We start from the raw sequence: 18,648 nt of genomic DNA on the forward strand, positions 1-18,648 counted from the left end.
TTTCTCTTCATCAGTCCGTCCTTCAATCGAGGCCGGACTCTAATCTCAGATGGAGGAAATTACCCGTGGCAGGTCAATTGTAATCGGTATAAACGCCGGCATCTTTGGTCGCTCTCTAGAATTGAAGAGGCTAAACGCGAAGACATGGCGGTGGTTGCATGAACGTTCGTCGGGGCTGTTGGGGGGCCTAATTTGCGTTGCGTCTACCGACCTAACGGCAGCTTTGACGCTGAGACAAGTTCGTCCTCGTCAGTGATACCGGCCGTATAATTTGCCAGGATCCGGGACGCGAGAGCCTCACGTAGATGTTCGGAGTCGCCCTCCCTCTTGAGCCGGTCGAACACGCGGCCCAGCGTAGCTACTTCGGACGCACTGAAGACGCCAAATTCTTTAGCCTTTCGATTAATCGGCATACCACCCCCTCCGGCAAACGTTCTGCGCAAATAATACGATTCAGGACATCCCGGACAACAAAAAAGGCGCGCCGCACCTTTTGGGCACAGCGGGCTAGGACGCCTTCACCAGGTGCCAATTTTATGTCTGACAAAAAGCCGCCTACCGCTTGGCAGCTAGGGCCTTTGCTTCCCGGAGCAGCGATGCCCAATGGAGCCCCAGGAACAAGATAAGCTCTCGGGCCTGTTCTTCGGTGATGCCGGTTTCTTTGACCAAGCGTCGAACGACGAAATCAATGTTGTTCGGTGCCATATCCTGTTCGTCAGCCATAGGAAAGCTCCTCACGCCAAACTTCCCTATCTCGCGCTTGTTCCCAATCGCGCGACGGCGCAACGGAAACTCAAAGCGCGCTATGTAAGATACCAACTAGCGATGGCGTACCCTACCAAGCCCAGCATTGAGAGCGCATACAGAACCAGGAAAAACGGAACTACGGACGGTTGGCTGTCGAGGGCGGCGTCAGTTTCTTCCAGTTCCTCGACCAGATTGCGATCCCGCCTGGCCTTCGTGACCACCAAACCGTGCGGCCCAACTTTACTCTCAGTTTCTCTCGAAATTCTTTTCGCGATATCGGCTCGGATCACTGGATCCTCGGGCAGGTCGCCCGGAAACCACTCAGGAAGATTGTCGCCATCGTTCTTGTCCATGGCGCCAACAATGTTCTCTGCCTCACTTATGTTCCAAGCTTCTAATGTAGAATTTTGACAAAGACGCGAACCCCAACGGCGTGGGAAGGGAAAGGGCGGCTGTCGGGAACGACACAATCAACCGTCAACCAGCCACCCAGACCAGCAGTGCGACACCGATGGCGTAGGGAACCAGAACAACCGCCAACGCGGCCCAAAAGCCCGGATGTGCCAAAGCGGCCATTTCGCTGAGAAGTTGCTTCATGCCGGCGAACGCACACCCGCGCCTGATGTTCCGTGCGGGCAATAAAGCCCGCGCCCAGGAGGGAGAGGACGCGGGCTGATCGGAGGGTGCTATCCGACCTCGCAGCATTGGTCTGCGAGAACATGCTGCAAATGCCCAAACTGTTGTCTCAAGCCTTTGTTCCAAACGCAAAAGCCCGCCGCACCTTTCGGCACGGCGCCACGAGCTTCGGGCTGTCAACCGAAAAGCCCGCGCCTCTGGCGGAGAGCGCGGGCCCGATCGGGTTAAGGGCCCGACCTGCAGCGGGCAAGCGGAGGGCCATGCCCACTGGTCACAGACAATTTTTAGAACTCTCTAGAGTTCCACCCTCACTAGGACCTCGGAAATTGCAGGAGCCGGGCGCTTGGCACTTCCGGCACGGCGGCTTATTGCGGCGCTATGCCTTTAACGAGAGGAAGGTTTCCCGGTCGCCCATACCCTCTGCCAAGATTCCGCTGCCGACCGACTAGGGCAGCTTCTAGACAGCGCATCGGCCAAATAGATGAAGCCGGCGTTGGGTTCGCTCCGCCAACGCAAACGCTTGCAAATTCCTGGACTTGCCGATGTCTTGATCAGCGTTCGCAAAAAGCGCCGACGGAAGGAGCCGGGTTGAGAGACCGGTCGGCGGCCCTTTGGGGAAGGTGGAACGTTTTCGCCCTCCTTGCCGTTGAAGCGGTCGGGAGAACGCTCGTGGTGGACCAAGTCGCGCAAGTTCGAACTGGTAGCTGCATTTGCCGCGGCGTAACGTTTCGCGTGACCGGCGATCCGCTTCGGGTTGGCATTTGCCACTGCAGCGACTGCCGCAAAGCCAGCGGGTCGATTTTCTCTGCGTTTGCAGTGTGGCCCCGAGGGGCATTTGAGCAAATGACGGGTTTCACCAGTACGTACGCGGGCAGAAGCTTCTGCTCGACTTGCGGCGGACGCGTGCCGTCGATCCGCGACGACGAAGTGGAGGTTATGATCGGGGCCCTCGACGAGGTACCATCGGACCTAACACCCGAATACGAACTCTGGACCGTACGTCGCGAAAGCTGGCTTAGTCCTCTGCCATCCGCAACGCAGTTCGAAAAGGACGCAGAAGCCCCCGGCAATGAAGCCGAGGTAGAACCACCTGAGCCCGCAAGCTAAGGACGCAGGCACAACGCCAGAATGAAGGCCGCGGCGAGCAGCATGGCGACTAGTTCCCAGTTAATCCGGTAGATCATCGATCGATGTAGGCCCGCGCGGGTTTAGAATCGCGGCGGTAGATTCTCCGTGGAATGCATCCGCTGTGGGGTCCGTCGTTGTTCCCTCAACGGCGGCGGGCTCCCCCTTGGCAGGACCCGTCAGGGCAGCTATGGAGTTTCGTCCCGACCGGCCTTGCCGATCGCCTCAAGCAATGATGCCAGCGTTGGCGGCAGTTCTGGTTCGACCTCCAGCCCAAGCAGCTTGTGTACGTGATGACGATTGTCTTCGGTGCCGATCAGCTCCCGAACGGCGTCGGCAAGGGTCTTATGGCCCGCTGCATCACGCTCTGCCATGTCGGCATGTCCCAACCCCGCCCGAGCCGCAACTCGCAGGTCACGGAATGGTTCCGTTAGAAGTCACGAATGTTTTGGGACCTAGGGCCACGTATGTCGACCATCAAATCTTAATCAGATTGTTGGGTTCGCTCCGCCAACGCAAAGGCCTGCAAATTCCTGGACTTGCCGATGTCTTGATCAGCGTTGGAAATAATCGAGAAGAACGCCGCACGGGCGATGTCCTTTTTCGACGCTTCCGGATGCTCCTTCTTTGCAGCCTTCAGGAGCTGTTTCGGTGTCATCTCTGGCGTCACTACCCGCATCAGCGTGTCGCTGATCGCCTGCAATTCGGTCGGGTTCATAAGAGGTTCCTCAACAATGGGTTGCTAACGTCCTCTTATCTAAATGTCCCCCCGGTATCTTCTGTTCCGGTAGTTGGTTGGTCGGAATGTTTGGAACAAATTTCTGAGCGCTAAGGACTGGCTGATCAACCGGGAGCCATTAGAGGATCATTCGCTTTGGTCGAAGGCTACCGCGCGCCCAAATGCCGGAGCCGCTGCCACGATAAGCTCGATCAGATCACAGTCGGTCACTTCCCAATGGGGGCCATCTTCGCGCACCGCTGCTATGGTGGCCTTAACGGAGACGATTCCGCCGTATGGCGCTGCCACGATGACCTCTGTAACAAGGTCCTCGACTGTGCGCCCGTTGGTCGTCTTAACGTTCACCCGAGGGTCTCCCCGAGCCGCTGCCCAAGCTGCCATTTGTTGCACCTTCCCGGAAAAAAACAATGTACGATTTCGTACCAAAGGGGCCGGAATGTTTGGTAGACTTGGCGAAAGCGTCGGCGATAACTTCACTGGATGATTGGCGAAGTAGGTCCAAACTCATATCACCGCGGCCGCCGCCCGCGCCTCCGCAATCAGCGCGGAAATCTCTCTGCGCTGCTCGATCGCTTCACAAGTGAATCGCCCGTGACGGTAGAGACCATGAGCGGCGCCTCTGGGTGCTCCGCCGCCAGCGCCATGGAAGCGACAGACGCGATGGCCACGTACAGCCGGAGCTTTGCAGCCAATTCCGCTGCGCTTGCTGCGAGCGTGACAACGCGGTGCGCGGTTCATGGGGTTATCGATCATTTTTCTTCACCTACCCCGCCCCCATGGGCGACGTTGCCGACGATGGCCTGGCCGCCTTTTTCAACGTTCACGCGCTCGACAATCACGCGCTGCTCTCCCTTGCTGCGATAACGCTTCAGAGCCTCAACCTGGGCCACATATGTACGGGCGAGCCGGTTTAATGCCCGTTCTTGCGATTCCTTCAATTCCCACGTCTTAGCTTGTCCCATGCACATAGCGGTATTCATCGTGGCCATGTGAATGGCAGCCATCTGGACACCAAGAGTCGCTTCGATCTGGTCCTTTGGTCGGAGCCCGCATACCATGGAAAGGGCATAATTCATTTCACCCTCACGTACCACGGAGCCGACCTGAGCAGCCTTGGCCAGTGAATCGAGAGTGCCGGCAAGGAAAGTGCCGCTATCGGCCCCTATGGCTTCGGCCAGTAGCTCATAGCCGAGTGCGGGGTCAGGGTGATCCACCGCGATCGAAGCGATGCGCTTACCACCATCGTCGCTCATCGACACTTTTATTTGCGGAATCGGACGCCTGTTCTCGCGGCGCTTAGCGTAGGCGGCCTGTGATGCAAGTTCCCGCGCTGTCGGCTCATACGGCTTTGCAACCGGATTTGCCGTCTTGCCTCTCTTGGGCATCGGAACGACTGTCATTAGTGCCTCACCATAGGGCCGTGCTGCATGGCAGCCAGAGCCGACCGTTGATCGGTCACGCTGAAACCGAAGCCGCTGGGAAGGGATTCGACGCCGGAAAGGGTGCCGGCACGGGCGTCAGCCACGATTGAGCCAATGCTCCTGCATTCGGCCCTGTGGAGGCGCCAAAGCTGCATGAGGGTCATTGGCGGGGCGGCAAAGTGGGACATGCTACGCTGCTGCCCGCTGAGAGGCTTGCGAAGCTGCTTCTCGAATGTACTCCGATAGCGTGAGGCCTCGCCTCATTGCTGCGGCGCGAAGTGCAGACTTCTCTTCGGGCGTAACACGAAGCCGGATATTCTCGATCATCGCTGCGCTGAGGCGCATGGGAAACTCTCCTGTGACGAACACAGGAAATGTATCAGCCTAGGCTATTGCTGGCGTTCCGCATTATCGGCAATGTGGGAGAAGTTGCTATATTGTTCTCGTTTAACCGATTCGGATGGTGTTTTGATGGCCGACGATAACGATGAGCCCGTCCACCTCGTTGAGGATGCTCTGACGGGCGACCGATTTCTCGTCTATGGCACCGATAAAGGTTTGCGGCTCGACATCCGCTATGAAGGCGAAACGCTTTGGATGACCCAAGCCCAAATCGCGCAGCTTTTTGGCGTGGATCGCTCGGTTATCACCAAGCACATAGCTAACGTGTACACTGAAGGCGAGCTGGATGCCGATGCAACAAGTGCAAAGATTGCACAAGTTCGACAGGAGGGTGCCCGAAAAGTTGAACGCCAGATCGAGCACTACAATCTGGATGCCGTGATTTCAGTTGGTTATCGAGTCTCCTCTGCCCAGGCGACAATTTTCCGGCGCTGGGCAACACGTGTGCTGGTCCAGTTTGCTAAGAAGGGGTTCGTTGTAGATGCTCCCCGTCTGAAGCAGCCTGATAGCGCCAGCAGAATAGCCGAGCTTCGTGAAATTATTCGTGACATCCGATCGGATGAAGCCAACGTCTACCGCGAGCTCCGCAGCATCTGCGCTATGTGCCAGGACTACGATGGGACGACCGAAACCGCTCGCGAGTTCTACCAAAGAACACAGGCAAAACTGGTCTACGCGGTGACTTCACGTACGCCAGCCGAAATAGTCGCGTCCCGAGCGGATCACAAGGTCGCAAACATGGGATTGCAGACGTGGCCGAACGACAACATCCGAAAAACGGACGTTTGCGTATCGAAGAACTTCCTTGCTGAGGGCGAGATCAAGGAGCTGAACCGCCTTACAACCATCTTACTCGACATTTTTGAGGACCAACTCGACATAGGTCGCCTGGTGGTGATGCAGGACGCACAAAATCTTCTTGACCAACAACTGCAACAGCTGGGCCGAAATCTCCTGCGCGGCGGTGGCTCTGTGAAGGCTAGCGACGCGAAGAAGCTTGCCGAGAGGCAGTACGAAAAGTTTGATGAACGCCGCCGGATTGACCGCCAGTCTGCAGCGTCTGAAAATATCGCATCTCTCGCCCGGGAAGCTAAGAATCTCCCAAAAGGGTCAAAACGTTAGCGGCGAGACTGGTAATCCGCTAATGCCTCTGCATCGCCCGCCGCAACAATACCTACGCCGATTGGATCTACCCGCCACGGCGCCTTGCTGTGAAGCTGCTTCCCGATCCCATACCGTTTGCACCACCGGGCTATCGTATCGGGCGAAACCCCGGCGATGCCTGCCGCCTGCTGAAGGGTGAGAGGCTTTGATTTATCCATGGCGGCCCCCGTCCTGCGCAGAGGCCTTTTCCTCCAGATAGGCCGCGATGCTTACCGATCGAACAGCCGATGCCGGGCCGAATGTTCCCTGCTCTTTCGTCGGCGCAAATAGCCGGCCCTGCGGGGGTGCTGTTTTCACCGGGCAGAGCGTGCGCTGCACCTTCAAGAGGGCAGGGAACAGCGGCGCCAGCCGATGCGGCATCTTCTTGCCCTGGCGGCCAAGCCTTATTGCCAGCCATAGCGCCTGCCGTTCGCTCTTGAGCGCGCCGACATCGACGCCGTGCTTGCGAAGCCATTCCCGCAAGGCGAACAGCGGCTCTGGCCATTCGTAGGAGCGGCATTCTTTTCTTGATGCCTTGAGGTCGTAGAGCGCTGCCCTTGAAAGCTTGCGTCCTTTCTTCCCTCCAAAGCCTCTTGCCAACGATAAGGGAACGCCTTCGTTCGCTATTTTGACGGTCTCAGTAAAAGTCTTCTTCTTTGTAAAAGTCTCGGTTCCAGTCTCTTCTCCGTCTCGTGTAACTGTCTCCGTCTCAGTCTCCTTATGTCGACAAGGTCTCGACACAGTGTCCCCATCGTGTCCTCTCATGAGGCCCTCCTAGTCATGTAGGATGAATTTCCAAGTCTGGCGCTGCCGAGTGTTTCGACGGTGCTCGGGATCAGAGCGGGGTGAAGTTCGGTCTCGGCGACCTCGCGGACCGCGTCGCTTTCGACATCAGAGACGACGCGAACGATCGACTTCTGATGGCTGGCATTCATCGGTTTGTTATGCCCGAACCAGCCAACAACAAAATACTCGTCCGTCGCGATATCGAAGGCGATCAAGTCGCCCTCGATAAGATGTTGACGAGCCGTCTGCATGCGTTCAATCGGCCAACCCAGGTCCGCCGCAGCATAGGCATCAGGCATTCTGAAGCAGCCCGCACTGGTCTGATGTTCACTGGTCAGGAAGAACAGCAACAGAAAGCGAGCATCGTCAGACGGCAGTGCGCGAAACCGTTTTGAGCGCCACACCTTCGGGCTGATTTTTGAGAATTCGCGCATCTTCAGCATCCCCCAATCCGGGCAGATATCGACTTGAGGAATTGGAGGTCATCGGGGGTCATCATGCCGCGGCCCTCTCGCTGTCGCTGTCCTCGATGATGGCCACCAAGGAGCGGAGCACGTACCGGGCATGAGAACCGGCATAGGGGCCAGCGCGGGCCTCGTGGACGGTATCAATCACAATTCCGAACTTGTGCTTCAAGTCGTGCACGTAGGCAGACCAGCGGGGAGCCGGTTGCTCGATAGGCGTGCAGCCCTTTTCGCCGGCTTCGATCAGCCTGCGAAGGCACCAAGCCTCACGGCCATAGATGGTCATCGGCTCGCCATCGGGCAGCACCTTGGCGCGAACCCAGATCTTATCCTTGGGGCGGCTCATGATGCGCCTCCCAAACCAGAGAGGGTGCAAACAAGACGAGCCGTTTCGATCCGAAGGCGAAAACGGGCCGTCTTGTTTGCAGCGGCATAGTCGAAGCTTGTTGCGAGATCGGTGCGGTTTTGGTAATCCTGAGGCGCGACACCTTTTGAGACTACCGGACCGGTCAGCCCTGCCAGGCTGGCCGTTTCCATTTGTAGGGTCATCGTCTTATCCCCCCACCTTCGGAAGGGATTCGACGTAGCTCTGAAGCTCGGAAACTAATACGAGCGTCCGCTTGCCATTCTTTCGGGGTGTGATTTTCCCCGCCTTGAACAACTTGTAGAGGCCGCTCCGGCTTATGCCGGAGATGTTCACGGCTCTGGCGATGTCAACTGAGATTGCGGTCATTGGAGGGAGTATCCTTTCCCTTGCTGGCTGACCGGCCAGCGCGCATTCCAAGACACGATTTCGTCTAGGACAGTCCCCATGTATTCCCATGCGCAGTGATGGCGGTATCAGCGCCGTGCACCGCCGCTTCTGACGCAATCAAGCGGAGAAAAGCGAGCCCCCCATAGCTAAGCCATTGTTTTTAAATGCCACAAGCGAGGGGGTGCAGAACCTATTTTTTCTTATAGCGGGGAGAGTTTTTGCCTCCGCCCGCTTCCGGCTCGCGCAGGATGGTTGCCATGTTATCGGCCATCGTTGGGCTGATTTGGCTGATGTCTGTATCGGCTACCCCGCGCGCAAAGGTGAGAATATCATTCGCAACTTGCTTGCGCGTCCTATTGTCATCCGGCTTAACGTTGAGGGAATCGGCAGCGGCAAGCAGAAACCGCAGATACTTGGACCTATACCCCTTGGCCGGTTCCGTCGCAGACGGGCTCGTCCCGAGCGGGTTAACCAGCGCAGTCAGCGTGTCCATTCTGACAAACAGCGGATGACGATCGTGGCCATAGTTCGAGGGGACGCTGCAATCCCAAAGCCATTTCATGGCCTGCTCTCGGTTATTCCAGCGCTCCTTCTCAACCTTCATGGCCTCGCCGCTCGACAACATACAGGCGGCGACAAGGCGCCCCCAAGCACAGTGTTCACGGAAAACTTCTTTGGCTTCGCGAAACCTCGACCGCGCCGCCCTGTCCCGCTCGAAAGCATCAAGTGCCAAACTCCAATGCTCCTCCGAAACCGTTTGCGGGGTCTCTATTTCAGGGCAGTATATCCGGATCAACGATTTTGCGGTCTCTAGGCTGCTCCGGGTGGCATCGAAGGTCGCCGGAAGGCGTGGGGGATTATGTGCGGACATCTGCGTTTGCAGTTCTCGCCCTGTCCATGCGGAGCCGAAGTGCAGCGCCCCAACGGCGTCTAACGCTTCTGCAGCGAAAGCATATTCTGGCGTTTTAGGGGGCCAAGACTTTTCATTTGCCCAGTTCAGACGTTCAGTCATTGCCCGCAGCACCTTCGCGATGCACCTTGAGGGCCGCAGGGAAACCGAAGGTGCTGTCCCGGCTTCTCGGATGGCCGTCCTATCCCTGCGGTTTCGACTAGACCTTTTGAACCTTTTAAGTGTTCCGGTTCTGGGGCATTTGAGAATTTTTCATCCTCTGAGTTTCACAACATTGCTGGCTTTCGATGCCTTGAGATAATCGGCCCATGCCTGCATGAGCTTTCGGCGCTTCTCCAGGGCGTCAGACCGGCGATAGGCACGTTCGGTTTCGTCCCCGACCTTATGGGCCAGGGCAGCCTCCGCGACCTCACGCGGGAAGCTGGTGGCATCGCCGCACCAATCCCGGAAACCAGAACGGAAGCCATGAACGGTAATTTCCGTCTGCTTCATGCGCCGAAGCAACATCATCATGGCCATGTTTGACAGAGGATTCTCACTGTCGCGGGTAAAGATAAATTGCTGGCCCTCCTGCCGTTGCTCGTGCAGGGCTTTCAAAATCGCCAGGGCCTCGACCGATAACGGAACGGTATGCGGGGCGCCGGCCTTCATGCGCTCTTTGGGCACGTTCCAGAGCTTGCCCTTGAAGTCGATTTCCGGCCAGGTAGCGCCAAGCGTTTCGCCGGATCTAGCCACGGTAAGAATCGTGAACTCCAGCGCTCTGGCCGCCATGGCTTCTGCCTTCCGCAAGCGGGCCGTGAACGCGGGGATTTCAGCATACGGCATTGCCGGCTGATGGCCGCGTTGAAGCCGCTGGCGCTTGGGCAGGAGGTTTCGGAGATTGCCACGCCATGCGGCTGGATTTTCTCCAGAGCGCCAGCCCTTCACCTTTGCGAACTCTAGAACGCGCTCGATACGCCCGCGAAGCCTCGATGCGGTCTCGGCTTTGGCCTGCCAGATGGGCGCCAGAACTTCTAGAACGTCTTCGGTTGTGATTGTCGAAACCCGCTTCGGCCGGATACTCTCGCAGAAACTGGTGAGCGTCTGATTCCACTGGTATTCGTGCTTGGCATTCCGCCATTCGGACTTGATGGTGGCGATGTACTTGTCGGCGCACTCGCCAAAGGTCGGCTCGGCTTCCTTTGCCTTCTCTGCAATCGGATCGCGCCCTTCCTCAACCGCTGACCGACAGTCCGCAGCCCTCGCCCTGGCCTTGGCGAGCGAGACGGTGGGATAGGCGCCCAAGCCCATCTCCCGGCGCTTGCCGTCGCGAGCCCACATGAACAGCCATGACTTAGAGCCCGAAGGCGAAACCCATAGGTAAAGGCCGCCCCCGTCACTGTGGCGGCCGGAAGCCTTTACCGCTTTCACGGCTACATCAGAGAGTTTGTGCAGCGCTCGGGCCATCGTCCCCACTTTTGTCCCCACTTCGAAGTGGGGATAGTACGGGACGGGGCGGGACAGTGCGAGACAAATAAATCCAAAAGCCCAATATTTTCAAAGCGGCAGGGGACGGTGCGGAACAGCATGAAACGTTAGTTCGGTGGACCTCAGCTCCACCAGCGGAAATTTACTCCAGTAAATCAAGAAGATAGCTGTAGCGGCGTACCCCGAACGCGCTCTGGCGGGCTTTGAGCTTGGGGCTTTTAAACCTGGCCATCAAGCCATTCTCGCAGATCGGGGTCCTCGTGACCTTCAGGGATAGGCGGTCTCGTTCTGACGTACCAGATCACGCCAAATCCAACTGCCGCCCACGCGCCAGCAACCACGAATGTGATGATGTCAGTCACTTCAAACCCCTAAGCCCGACACATCATTAGCTCGACCGAAATCGCCTCACAAGAGCAGAATCAGGTCGTTGCGGGAGTGGGCTGGTGCCTAGCCAAGGGAAGTCCTGCTGTTGTCAGACGCCTAACTAAATCCAGCCGTTCCGCACGGCTGTCACAGCCGCTCACGATGGCCTGCTCTGCGACGATCCGATGGCATTCGTCAGACAGGTTTGCGCATTGCCGGCGGCGACACGGTTGAAGCGGCCTGCACAATCGGCATAGTAGGCCGGTCGTGAACCACGGGAGGGCCACATGAAGCTCGGATTGCTCACCGCACCGTTTGCCGACACCCCGCTTGGCGAGGTTGCCGACTGGGCAAGTTCTGCCGGCTTCGAGGCGCTGGAGATCGCCTGCTGGCCGAAATCCTCAGGCGCAGCCCGGCGCTATGCCGGCACCAGCCATATCGACGCCGCCTCGACCTCGACCTCGCAGGCCAAGGAAATCGCCGCCGCACTGGCGGAAGAGAACCTGTCGATCTCCGGCCTCGGCTTTTATCCCAATCCGCTGCATCCCGATGCCGCCCACCGCAAGGCCGTCGTCGATCATTTGAAGAAGGTGATCGTGCTGGCGAGCCATATGGGCGTGCCTGTCGTCAACACCTTCTGCGGCGGCGACGCCTCAAAAACCATCGACGCCAACTGGCAAGAGGCACTCAAACTGTGGCCCGATATCATCGCCCATGCGCGCGACAACGGCGTCAAGCTGGCTTTTGAGAACTGCCCGATGATCTTCAGCTACGACGAATGGCCGGGCGGCCACAACATCGCCTATTCGCCCTATATCTGGCGCCGCATCCTCGAGGCATGGGGCGGCGACGTCGGCATGAACTTCGACCCGTCGCATCTGGTCTGGCAGATGATCGACCAGGCCCGCTTCATCAGGGAATTCGGCCCGTACATGCTGCATGTCCATGCCAAGGACCTGATGATCGATCATGATGGCCTTTACGAGCGCGGTATCCTCTCGGCCGGCATGGGCTGGCAGGTGCCGCGCATGCCGGGGCTTGGCGATGTCGACTGGAATGTGATCTTCTCCGGCCTCTACCGCGCCGGCTACGACGGAGCCATCATCATCGAACACGAGGACCGGCGCTTTGAGGGAAGCGACGACGACGTCAAGCGCGGCTTTCTGCTCGCCCGCGACGTGCTGCGCCCCTTCGTGAAATGAGGCCTCTTTCGAACTGAACTGAAAACAAGGTGGAGGAAGACTGAAATGAAAAAATATCTGGCAATGGTCCCGCTGCTTGCCGGCGCGGCGTTTCTGGCTTCGGTGGGCATCTCGTCCGCTGAAGCCAAATACACGATCGGCGTCTCCAACACGGTGCAGGGCAATGGCTGGCGCGAGGAGATGATCTGCGCCATCAAGGCGCAGGCGCTTGCCTCCGGCGAGGTCACCAAGCTCAACATCGCCCATCGCAACACCGACGCCGCCGGCCAGCTCGAGGATATCCGCAACCTGATCAGCGCCAAGGTCAACGCCATCGTCGTCAACCCGGCCGATCCCGCCGGCATCAAGTCAGCGCTTGAGGAAGCCACCAAGGCCGGCATCGTCGTCGTCGCCGTCGACCAGGCGGTCACCGAGCCTTCGGCCTACATCATCTCCAACAACCAGGAACAGTATGCCTATCTCGGCGCCAAATGGCTGTTCCAGCAGATCGGCGGCAAGGGCGACGTCGTCTATATGCGTGGCGCCGCCGGCGCCTCGGCCGACAGCGACCGCGACAAGGGTTTTAAGAAGGCGCTTGCCGAATTCCCCGACGTCAAGGTCGTGCATGAGGTCTTCACCGGCTGGCAGCAGGACCAGGGCAAGCAGCAGATCCTCGACTTCATCGCCACCGGATCGCCGTTCAACGGCATCTGGACCTCGGGCATCGACAATGTGATCGTCGATGCGCTGGTCGAGTCGCAGACGCCGCTGGTGCCGGTGGTCGGCGCCGACAATGCCGGCTTCGTCGGCCAGCTGAACTCGGTCGAAGGCCTTGTCGGCGCGGCGGTGACCAATCCTGGTTCGATCGGCGGCGCTGGCGTGACCCTGGCCCTGCAGATCCTGAACGGCAAGAAGCCGGCGGAGCAGACCGTTCTCGTCGAGCCGCAGCTGTGGGAGAACGCCACCGAAGAGGGCAAGGCCAAACTGAAGGGCGTCGCCGATCCGTCGCTGAGCCCGGAATGGCCGGTCTCGATCTCCATTCCGGAATGGACCACCTACACCAAGGAGCAGATCATCGCCTGCAAGGGCCCTGGCGAGTAATCGCTGCCGCGCTTCTGCCTTCTCCCCTTGTGGGAGAAGGTGGATCGGCGCGCAGCGCCGAGACGGATGAGGGGTGCTGGAAGGAATGAGAAGTTGGTGTTCCCTGGAACACCTCTCATCCGACCTCGCTTCGCGAGGCCACCTCCTCCCACAAGGGGAGAAGGCAGGATCGCCATTTTAGACAACTTGCAACGAGAGCAACGCGATTTTGACCACCAACCCGCTCCTGGACGCCACCGGCGTCGTCAAGACTTACGGCGCAGTGGTGGCGCTGCGCAACGCGTCGCTGTCAGTTCTGCCGGGTGAGGTTCACGCGCTGATGGGCGCCAACGGCGCCGGCAAATCGACGCTGGTCAAAATCCTGACCGGCGCCATCCGCGCCGATGCCGGACGTATCCTGATCCGCGGCGAGACGCGCGACGTGCGCTCGCCCGCCGATGCGCGCCGCGCCGGCCTGCTTCCCGTCTACCAGGAACCGTCGCTCATTCCCGATCTCGACGTCGCCTCCAACCTTCGCCTGACCGACACGCCGGTCGAGCCGTTCCGCGCTTGGGTGCGCGAACTCGGCATTCCCGACCTCGACATCCGCGACATCGCGCGCGACATCCCGCTGGCCGTGCTGCGGGTGCTCGATCTGGCGCGCGCGCTGGCGGTCGAGCCCGACGTTTTGCTGCTCGACGAGATGACCGCAGCACTGCCGGCGAACCTGGCCGAAAAGGTGCTTGAGGTCGTTCGCCGCCAGGGCGACAGCGGCCGATCGGTGATCTTCATTTCCCACCGTTTTGTCGAGATATCGGCGCTTTGCGACCGCGCCACCGTGCTTCGCGACGGCGAGACCGTCGGCGTCGTCGACATCGAGCCGGGCGTCGAGGAGCGCATCGTCGAGATGATGCTCGGCGCCAAGGTCGAAAAGACGCGCGTGGCGGCGCGCCAGGCGAGCCAGGCCGCTTCGCCTGGGGATAGCCGTCCACGCCTCGGTGTGGCGAACCTTCGTGTCGGCACCAAGCTCAACGACGTCTCGTTCGATCTGGTGAACGGCGAAGTCGCGGGCGTCGTCGCGCTCGAGGGGCAAGGCCAGGACGAGCTGTTCGCCGCGCTTGCCGGCTCGATCCGGCCGTCCGGCGGCACCATCGAAGTGGACGGGCAGCCGGTGAAATTCGCGCATCCGGCCGATGCGATCCGCGCTGGCATCGCCTATGTGCCCGGCGACCGCACCGAAGCGCTGACCATGCAGCGCTCGGTGCGCGAAAACATCGCGCTCCCGTTCAGCGCCGCCTTGCGCAACTGGGGGCCGATCAACATGGCGCAGGAACGCTCCAGGGTCGTCAGCGCAATCGAGCGTCTGCAGATCGACACCCGCGCCCAGCGCGAGGTGCAGCGGCTGTCCGGCGGCAACCAGCAGAAGGTGACGATCGCCCGCTGGATCGCCGCCGAGGCACAGACCATCCTCTGCTTCGACCCGACGCGCGGCATCGATGTCGGCACCAAGCAGGAGATTTATAAGCTGCTGCGCGAACTCGCCGACCAGGGCAAGTCGGTGCTGTTCTATACATCCGAGCTCGAGGAGGTGCAGCGTGTCTGCGATCGCGTCATCGTCATCTTTGGCGGGCGTGTCGCCGATGTCTTCCCCGTCGAACTCGCCGACGAACCGGCACTGATGCGCGCCGCCTACGGCTTGCCGCGCGGCGCCAAGGTGGACGTCGGCATCCTTGCCGACATCCACTCGAGCCCGGTGGCGAAACCTTGACCCGCCTCGTCCGCCGTCAGGGCTGGGTCGCCGGCCTGCTTGTCCTGTTCGCGGTCCTGCTGGTGATCACCAGGCTCATCCAGCCGGGCTATGGCAGCGGCGATTTCGGCTCGCTGGTGCGCGCGGTGCTGCCTTACGCCTTTGCCGTGGCCGCCCAGACGATTGTCGTCATCGCCGGCGGCATCGATCTTTCCGTCGGCGCGATGATGGCGCTGACCAGCGTCACCGCCGCCTCGATGATGGACGGCGCCAGCGAGGAATATGCGCTTTTTGTCGTTCCGTTCGTGCTGGCGATGGGGCTGGTGCTGGGCGCCGTCAACGGCATGCTGATCGTCGTCACTCGCGTGCCCGATATCGTCGTCACGCTGGCCACCCTGTTCGTCCTGCAGGGCGCGGCGCTGTTGGTCCTCGGCGCGCCCGGCGGCGCGGTCGCCGAATGGCTGCGGGCGACCATCGTCGGCACCGTCGCGATCCTGGGCTTGCCAGAAATCTCTGCCTGGATACCGAAGGCGCTGGTGCTTCTTGTCGTCTGCCTGTGCATCATCTGGATACCGCTCAAGCGATCAAAACTCGGCCTGTCGATCTACGCCATCGGCAGCAGCGAGCTCGCCGCATTTCGCAGCGGCGTGCCGGTCGCGCGCACCAAAATCATCGCCTATGCCCTGTCGGGGCTTTTCGCTGCCATGGGCGGGCTGGCGCTGACCATGAGCACAGGCATCGGCGCCCCTATTCCCGGCCCCTATCTTCTCGCCAGCGTGGCGGCGGTGGTGCTCGGCGGCGTCGCGCTTGGCGGCGGCAAGGGCGGCCTGCTCGGCCCGATCGTCGCCGTCTTCGTGCTGCGGCTGGTGCGCACCGACCTGACGCTCTTGGCCATCGATCCCAACGTCACCGCAATCATCGAGGGCGCGATCATGGTCGCCGTCGTCATGTTCGGCGCCTTTATTACGATGAGGGGGCGGCAATGATGAGCAATGGCGCGAGGCTGGTTTACGGAGTCGGCGATCCACGGCGCCCCCCTCTGTCCTGCCCTCTTTGCCACCACTTGGCATCTACCCCACTTGGGGGGAGATTGGACGGCGCCACGGCTTTCTCCAATTGTCGACGTTGCAAGAATGAGCGAGGCGCCGAAGCTGCCAATCTCCCCACCCGTGGGGGAGATTTCCGGCAGGACAGAGGGGGGCGCCGTAGAACGCTATCCTCTCCCGGCATCGCGCCACCCCAATCGCGAGCAACCTCATGAGCACAACCGCGATCCAACCCGTCCCCTTCGGCCGCCGCCTCAAGCGCTTCATGGCCGACCGGCCGCTGATCCCGCTGATCATCCTGCTGGTCATCCTGGTGGTGGTCCTGCAGATCCTGCGCCCCGGCATCGTCAACGAGCGCTGGCTCGCCAACACCGTCAAATTCGCCATTCCGCTGGCAATTCTGGCCGGATGCCAGACCATGACCATGTTGACCGGCGGCATCGATCTGTCGGTCGGAACCGTGGCGACGATGAGCGCCTTCATCATGGCGACGCAGGTCGTCAACCATGACCCGGCGGTGGCGATCCTGATCGCCTTGGTGCCGGCGGTGCTGATCGGGCTGGTCAACGGCATCGGCGTCGGCGTGTTTCGCGTGCACCCACTGATCATGACGCTTGGCACCAGCCTGATCGGCACCGGCTGCCTGCAGGTCTATCAGCGCACCGTCATCGCTTCGGGCGCCAAGATTCCGCCCTTCCTGGCCTGGTTGGGCACCGGCCTCACCTATGGCGTGCCCAACGCGCTGCTGCTGTTCGTGCCCATCGCCGTCCTCATCGTCTTCACCTTGAACCGCACCGGCTTTGGCCGCCTGCTTTACGCAGTCGGCGACAATGAAGGGGCGGCACGCCTGTCCGGCGTCCGCTACTGGCAGGTCATCACAGCGCTCTACGTCGTCTCCAGCGTGCTCGCCGGCATCACCGGCCTGCTCTACATCGGCCTGATCAAGGCGCCGTCGCTGTCGCTGGCCGAACCGCTGGTGCTGCCTTCGGTGGCAGCCGCGGTGATCGGCGGAACCTCGATCTTCGGCGGCCGCGGCGGCTACACCGGCACCATCATCGGGGCGCTGATCCTCACCGTGCTGACGACCCTGCTGACCATCCTGCAAATGCCGGAAGGCGCGCGGCGGATACTGTTCGGGCTGATCGTGCTGTTCGTCACGGCGGCTTATTTGAGGATTATTGAGGATCGGTAGGGGTGGAGGCTGTAGCCGGGGGCTGCTTTTGACCGAAGCAGACTCTCGCAAACGGAGCCGTGCATGACAGCTTTGCGCGATGAAGCCGTTCAACACGCATCATTGGAACGTCTGCTCTTGGCGCTACCTGTGCATTCCGGGAACGAGAAATTCGAAGGCTGGCCACTGACATCCACTGAGCGACTCGTGGCCGGAAAGTCGCATTAGATGGAGTGTCGAACCTTACGAAAGTCGGCACGGTTTTGGCGATCGCCTAAGCGCGGAAAGCAGGCGGCAGGTGGCACAAACCGCCGAAACCTCCGGCGGAAGTCCGCCACCCGAAATCATAGCCACCACGGCCTTGGCCGCATGGATACCCTACGCCGCCTGAACGATCTCGACCAGTTCAACGTCGAACACCAGATCCTTTCCGGCAAGCGGATGATTGCCGTCGAGCTTGACGCTGGCGTCGTCGACGCCGACGACCGTCACCTGCATGGGGCGCCCTTCGGGGGTTCTGGCCTGCAATCGAGTGCCGATATCGACGTTGATGTTGTCCGGCACCCTGGCGCGGTCGACGGTCATGACCGCTTCGGGGCGGTGGGGACCATAGGCGGCGTCGGCGGGAACGGTGACGGTGCTTTTCGCGCCGACCTCCATGCCCTCGACATGGGTCTCAAGGCCGGGGATCACTTGCCCTTCACCGAGCTTGAATTGCAGCGGTTCGCTGCCGGAAGAATCGAATTGAGTGCCGTCGGCTAGACGTCCAGTATAATTGATGCGCACGGTGTCGCCATTCTTGGCCTGTGTCATGGCAGTCATCCTTTGGGATTTTTGAGGGACCGGCCAGAGTTCACGGTCCCGTTTTCGATCATCCACGCACTAAGGTGCGCGGCGCGAAACTCTAAAACTAGGGGCTTGGCTGCCGATGTAAACCCAAAATGCCAATTCAGCCACCTGCGTAAAGACAAGTCGCGGAGGCCGACTGGGATCTGTTCGCCAAGGATCTGGGGCGCGCATTTTCGAGCATGTCGTGGCGACAGAGATTGCGAAGACTCTGATCGGCCACCCACCCCGCGGTTTTTGGCGTTTGCTGATGTTGAGCGACGTCAGCTTTCGCCCAAGCGCATCAACCTTCAACAGCCAAGCTCCCCTGCTCCGCCTCCCCCGCATTAGGATCCCCCGGCGCCGTCGCCGGTCACCTGGCTCGTGTTCCAGCCGCGCAAGCCATGGCGAGTCGCTATGGCATCGTGCACGGAAGACGCCACCGCCTTTACGGCAAGTTCGTGATCAATTGAATGACGCTCTGCCATTGCGGCCCTCATCCTGAAACGCAACTTGCCTTTAGGCAAAACCACGGCCGCAATTCTTTTGCAACTACAGCTTGAGATATGCTTGGTCGATTGATGATCGAGGAGGGGAGCCACTACACTACTTGATCCTGCAGGAAACTGATCGACTAT

Annotated in this window: 22 protein-coding genes; 7 read left to right on the top strand and 15 right to left on the bottom strand. The window is 60.2% G+C overall.

Going from position 1 to position 18,648, the window contains the following annotated elements; translation table 11 throughout:
- Nucleotides 1–555 precede the first annotated feature (555 nt).
- Nucleotides 556–723: a hypothetical protein gene (locus AC0L2C_RS17925; protein WP_287066606.1), complete on the bottom strand. Its 168-nt coding sequence runs from the start codon at nucleotides 721–723 to the stop codon at nucleotides 556–558.
- An 80-nt stretch (nucleotides 724–803) separates the two neighbouring features.
- Nucleotides 804–1,100, bottom strand: a complete 297-nt coding sequence (locus tag AC0L2C_RS17930; RefSeq protein WP_473524020.1) for a hypothetical protein — start codon at nucleotides 1,098–1,100, stop codon at nucleotides 804–806.
- 661 nt (nucleotides 1,101–1,761) lie between these two features.
- Here AC0L2C_RS17930 and AC0L2C_RS17935 point away from each other — a divergent pair.
- Nucleotides 1,762–2,490 (top strand): GFA family protein, encoded by a 729-nt coding sequence (locus tag AC0L2C_RS17935; protein WP_473524021.1) that lies wholly within the window; start codon nucleotides 1,762–1,764, stop codon nucleotides 2,488–2,490.
- 206 nt (nucleotides 2,491–2,696) lie between these two features.
- On the opposite strand, the gene AC0L2C_RS17940 is transcribed toward AC0L2C_RS17935, so the two are convergent.
- The 5 genes from AC0L2C_RS17940 to AC0L2C_RS17960 form a co-directional block, all read right to left on the bottom strand.
- Nucleotides 2,697–2,882, bottom strand: a complete 186-nt coding sequence (locus tag AC0L2C_RS17940) for a hypothetical protein (RefSeq protein WP_287260829.1) — start codon at nucleotides 2,880–2,882, stop codon at nucleotides 2,697–2,699.
- A gap of 110 nt (nucleotides 2,883–2,992) precedes the next feature.
- Nucleotides 2,993–3,226 carry a hypothetical protein gene (locus AC0L2C_RS17945; protein WP_287260831.1) on the bottom strand — a complete coding sequence of 78 codons (234 nt, stop codon included), beginning with the start codon at nucleotides 3,224–3,226 and terminating at the stop codon, nucleotides 2,993–2,995.
- A 147-nt stretch (nucleotides 3,227–3,373) separates the two neighbouring features.
- Entirely contained in the window at nucleotides 3,374–3,592 is a 219-nt protein-coding gene (locus AC0L2C_RS17950; RefSeq protein ID WP_473524022.1) for a hypothetical protein, read from the bottom strand.
- A gap of 404 nt (nucleotides 3,593–3,996) precedes the next feature.
- Nucleotides 3,997–4,647, bottom strand: coding sequence for a hypothetical protein (locus AC0L2C_RS17955; protein ID WP_473524023.1), 651 nt, complete (start codon nucleotides 4,645–4,647; stop codon nucleotides 3,997–3,999).
- Between the two features lie 210 nt (nucleotides 4,648–4,857).
- Nucleotides 4,858–5,013: a plasmid mobilization protein gene (locus tag AC0L2C_RS17960; RefSeq protein ID WP_473524024.1), complete on the bottom strand. Its 156-nt coding sequence runs from the start codon at nucleotides 5,011–5,013 to the stop codon at nucleotides 4,858–4,860.
- A gap of 126 nt (nucleotides 5,014–5,139) precedes the next feature.
- Between AC0L2C_RS17960 and rhuM the strand changes: the two genes are divergently transcribed.
- A complete protein-coding gene (gene rhuM, locus AC0L2C_RS17965) occupies nucleotides 5,140–6,192 on the top strand; it encodes a RhuM family protein (RefSeq protein WP_473524025.1) in 1,053 nt (350 codons plus the stop codon).
- 192 nt (nucleotides 6,193–6,384) lie between these two features.
- Here rhuM and AC0L2C_RS17970 read toward each other — a convergent pair whose 3' ends face one another.
- The 7 genes from AC0L2C_RS17970 to AC0L2C_RS18000 form a co-directional block, all read right to left on the bottom strand.
- Nucleotides 6,385–6,978 carry a hypothetical protein gene (locus tag AC0L2C_RS17970; protein ID WP_473524026.1) on the bottom strand — a complete coding sequence of 198 codons (594 nt, stop codon included), beginning with the start codon at nucleotides 6,976–6,978 and terminating at the stop codon, nucleotides 6,385–6,387.
- Complete coding sequence (locus AC0L2C_RS17975) at nucleotides 6,975–7,442, bottom strand: hypothetical protein (protein WP_473524027.1); 468 nt, start codon at nucleotides 7,440–7,442, stop codon at nucleotides 6,975–6,977. Before AC0L2C_RS17975 ends, AC0L2C_RS17970 begins: the two co-directional genes overlap by 4 nt.
- A gap of 52 nt (nucleotides 7,443–7,494) precedes the next feature.
- Nucleotides 7,495–7,809 carry a winged helix domain-containing protein gene (locus AC0L2C_RS17980; RefSeq protein ID WP_473524028.1) on the bottom strand — a complete coding sequence of 105 codons (315 nt, stop codon included), beginning with the start codon at nucleotides 7,807–7,809 and terminating at the stop codon, nucleotides 7,495–7,497.
- Nucleotides 7,806–8,012, bottom strand: coding sequence for a hypothetical protein (locus AC0L2C_RS17985; protein WP_473524029.1), 207 nt, complete (start codon nucleotides 8,010–8,012; stop codon nucleotides 7,806–7,808). Before AC0L2C_RS17985 ends, AC0L2C_RS17980 begins: the two co-directional genes overlap by 4 nt.
- Before the next feature lie 4 nt (nucleotides 8,013–8,016).
- Nucleotides 8,017–8,286 (bottom strand): helix-turn-helix domain-containing protein, encoded by a 270-nt coding sequence (locus tag AC0L2C_RS17990; RefSeq protein WP_473524030.1) that lies wholly within the window; start codon nucleotides 8,284–8,286, stop codon nucleotides 8,017–8,019.
- Nucleotides 8,287–8,407: 121 nt separating this feature from the next.
- Nucleotides 8,408–9,229, bottom strand: coding sequence for a hypothetical protein (locus tag AC0L2C_RS17995; protein WP_473524031.1), 822 nt, complete (start codon nucleotides 9,227–9,229; stop codon nucleotides 8,408–8,410).
- Between the two features lie 150 nt (nucleotides 9,230–9,379).
- Nucleotides 9,380–10,573 (bottom strand): tyrosine-type recombinase/integrase, encoded by a 1,194-nt coding sequence (locus AC0L2C_RS18000; RefSeq protein WP_473524032.1) that lies wholly within the window; start codon nucleotides 10,571–10,573, stop codon nucleotides 9,380–9,382.
- 674 nt (nucleotides 10,574–11,247) lie between these two features.
- Between AC0L2C_RS18000 and AC0L2C_RS18005 the strand changes: the two genes are divergently transcribed.
- The 5 genes from AC0L2C_RS18005 to AC0L2C_RS18025 all read left to right on the top strand — a co-directional run bounded on the left by AC0L2C_RS18005 (nucleotide 11,248) and on the right by AC0L2C_RS18025 (nucleotide 17,206).
- Entirely contained in the window at nucleotides 11,248–12,162 is a 915-nt protein-coding gene (locus AC0L2C_RS18005) for a sugar phosphate isomerase/epimerase family protein (RefSeq protein WP_023800490.1), read from the top strand.
- 45 nt (nucleotides 12,163–12,207) lie between these two features.
- Nucleotides 12,208–13,242, top strand: coding sequence for an ABC transporter substrate-binding protein (locus AC0L2C_RS18010; RefSeq protein ID WP_287171807.1), 1,035 nt, complete (start codon nucleotides 12,208–12,210; stop codon nucleotides 13,240–13,242).
- A 208-nt stretch (nucleotides 13,243–13,450) separates the two neighbouring features.
- Entirely contained in the window at nucleotides 13,451–14,989 is a 1,539-nt protein-coding gene (locus AC0L2C_RS18015; RefSeq protein WP_473524033.1) for a sugar ABC transporter ATP-binding protein, read from the top strand.
- Nucleotides 14,986–15,954, top strand: coding sequence for an ABC transporter permease (locus AC0L2C_RS18020; protein WP_473524034.1), 969 nt, complete (start codon nucleotides 14,986–14,988; stop codon nucleotides 15,952–15,954). Before AC0L2C_RS18015 ends, AC0L2C_RS18020 begins: the two co-directional genes overlap by 4 nt.
- A gap of 271 nt (nucleotides 15,955–16,225) precedes the next feature.
- Nucleotides 16,226–17,206, top strand: coding sequence for an ABC transporter permease (locus AC0L2C_RS18025; protein WP_473524035.1), 981 nt, complete (start codon nucleotides 16,226–16,228; stop codon nucleotides 17,204–17,206).
- Nucleotides 17,207–17,563: 357 nt separating this feature from the next.
- Here the strand turns inward: AC0L2C_RS18025 and AC0L2C_RS18030 are convergent, their stop codons facing one another.
- Nucleotides 17,564–17,998 carry an FKBP-type peptidyl-prolyl cis-trans isomerase gene (locus tag AC0L2C_RS18030; RefSeq protein WP_077381007.1) on the bottom strand — a complete coding sequence of 145 codons (435 nt, stop codon included), beginning with the start codon at nucleotides 17,996–17,998 and terminating at the stop codon, nucleotides 17,564–17,566.
- Between the last annotated feature and the right edge of the window lie 650 nt (nucleotides 17,999–18,648).

The organism is Mesorhizobium sp. WSM4845 (assembly GCF_055811455.1).

What these genes read in the sequence shown, in the direction of transcription:
- AC0L2C_RS17925 (WP_287066606.1), bottom strand. Translation starts at nt 723, where the DNA reads ATGGCTGACGAACAGGATATGGCACCGAACAACATTGATTTCGTCGTT.
- AC0L2C_RS17930 (WP_473524020.1), bottom strand. Translation starts at nt 1,100, where the DNA reads ATGGACAAGAACGATGGCGACAATCTTCCTGAGTGGTTTCCGGGCGAC.
- AC0L2C_RS17935 (WP_473524021.1), top strand. Translation starts at nt 1,762, where the DNA reads ATGCCTTTAACGAGAGGAAGGTTTCCCGGTCGCCCATACCCTCTGCCA.
- AC0L2C_RS17940 (WP_287260829.1), bottom strand. Translation starts at nt 2,882, where the DNA reads ATGGCAGAGCGTGATGCAGCGGGCCATAAGACCCTTGCCGACGCCGTT.
- AC0L2C_RS17945 (WP_287260831.1), bottom strand. Translation starts at nt 3,226, where the DNA reads ATGAACCCGACCGAATTGCAGGCGATCAGCGACACGCTGATGCGGGTA.
- AC0L2C_RS17955 (WP_473524023.1), bottom strand. Translation starts at nt 4,647, where the DNA reads ATGACAGTCGTTCCGATGCCCAAGAGAGGCAAGACGGCAAATCCGGTT.
- AC0L2C_RS17960 (WP_473524024.1), bottom strand. Translation starts at nt 5,013, where the DNA reads ATGCGCCTCAGCGCAGCGATGATCGAGAATATCCGGCTTCGTGTTACG.
- rhuM (WP_473524025.1), top strand. Translation starts at nt 5,140, where the DNA reads ATGGCCGACGATAACGATGAGCCCGTCCACCTCGTTGAGGATGCTCTG.
- AC0L2C_RS17970 (WP_473524026.1), bottom strand. Translation starts at nt 6,978, where the DNA reads ATGAGAGGACACGATGGGGACACTGTGTCGAGACCTTGTCGACATAAG.
- AC0L2C_RS17975 (WP_473524027.1), bottom strand. Translation starts at nt 7,442, where the DNA reads ATGCTGAAGATGCGCGAATTCTCAAAAATCAGCCCGAAGGTGTGGCGC.
- AC0L2C_RS17980 (WP_473524028.1), bottom strand. Translation starts at nt 7,809, where the DNA reads ATGAGCCGCCCCAAGGATAAGATCTGGGTTCGCGCCAAGGTGCTGCCC.
- AC0L2C_RS17985 (WP_473524029.1), bottom strand. Translation starts at nt 8,012, where the DNA reads ATGACCCTACAAATGGAAACGGCCAGCCTGGCAGGGCTGACCGGTCCG.
- AC0L2C_RS17990 (WP_473524030.1), bottom strand. Translation starts at nt 8,286, where the DNA reads ATGGGAATACATGGGGACTGTCCTAGACGAAATCGTGTCTTGGAATGC.
- AC0L2C_RS17995 (WP_473524031.1), bottom strand. Translation starts at nt 9,229, where the DNA reads ATGACTGAACGTCTGAACTGGGCAAATGAAAAGTCTTGGCCCCCTAAA.
- AC0L2C_RS18000 (WP_473524032.1), bottom strand. Translation starts at nt 10,573, where the DNA reads ATGGCCCGAGCGCTGCACAAACTCTCTGATGTAGCCGTGAAAGCGGTA.
- AC0L2C_RS18005 (WP_023800490.1), top strand. Translation starts at nt 11,248, where the DNA reads ATGAAGCTCGGATTGCTCACCGCACCGTTTGCCGACACCCCGCTTGGC.
- AC0L2C_RS18010 (WP_287171807.1), top strand. Translation starts at nt 12,208, where the DNA reads ATGAAAAAATATCTGGCAATGGTCCCGCTGCTTGCCGGCGCGGCGTTT.
- AC0L2C_RS18025 (WP_473524035.1), top strand. Translation starts at nt 16,226, where the DNA reads ATGAGCACAACCGCGATCCAACCCGTCCCCTTCGGCCGCCGCCTCAAG.
- AC0L2C_RS18030 (WP_077381007.1), bottom strand. Translation starts at nt 17,998, where the DNA reads ATGACACAGGCCAAGAATGGCGACACCGTGCGCATCAATTATACTGGA.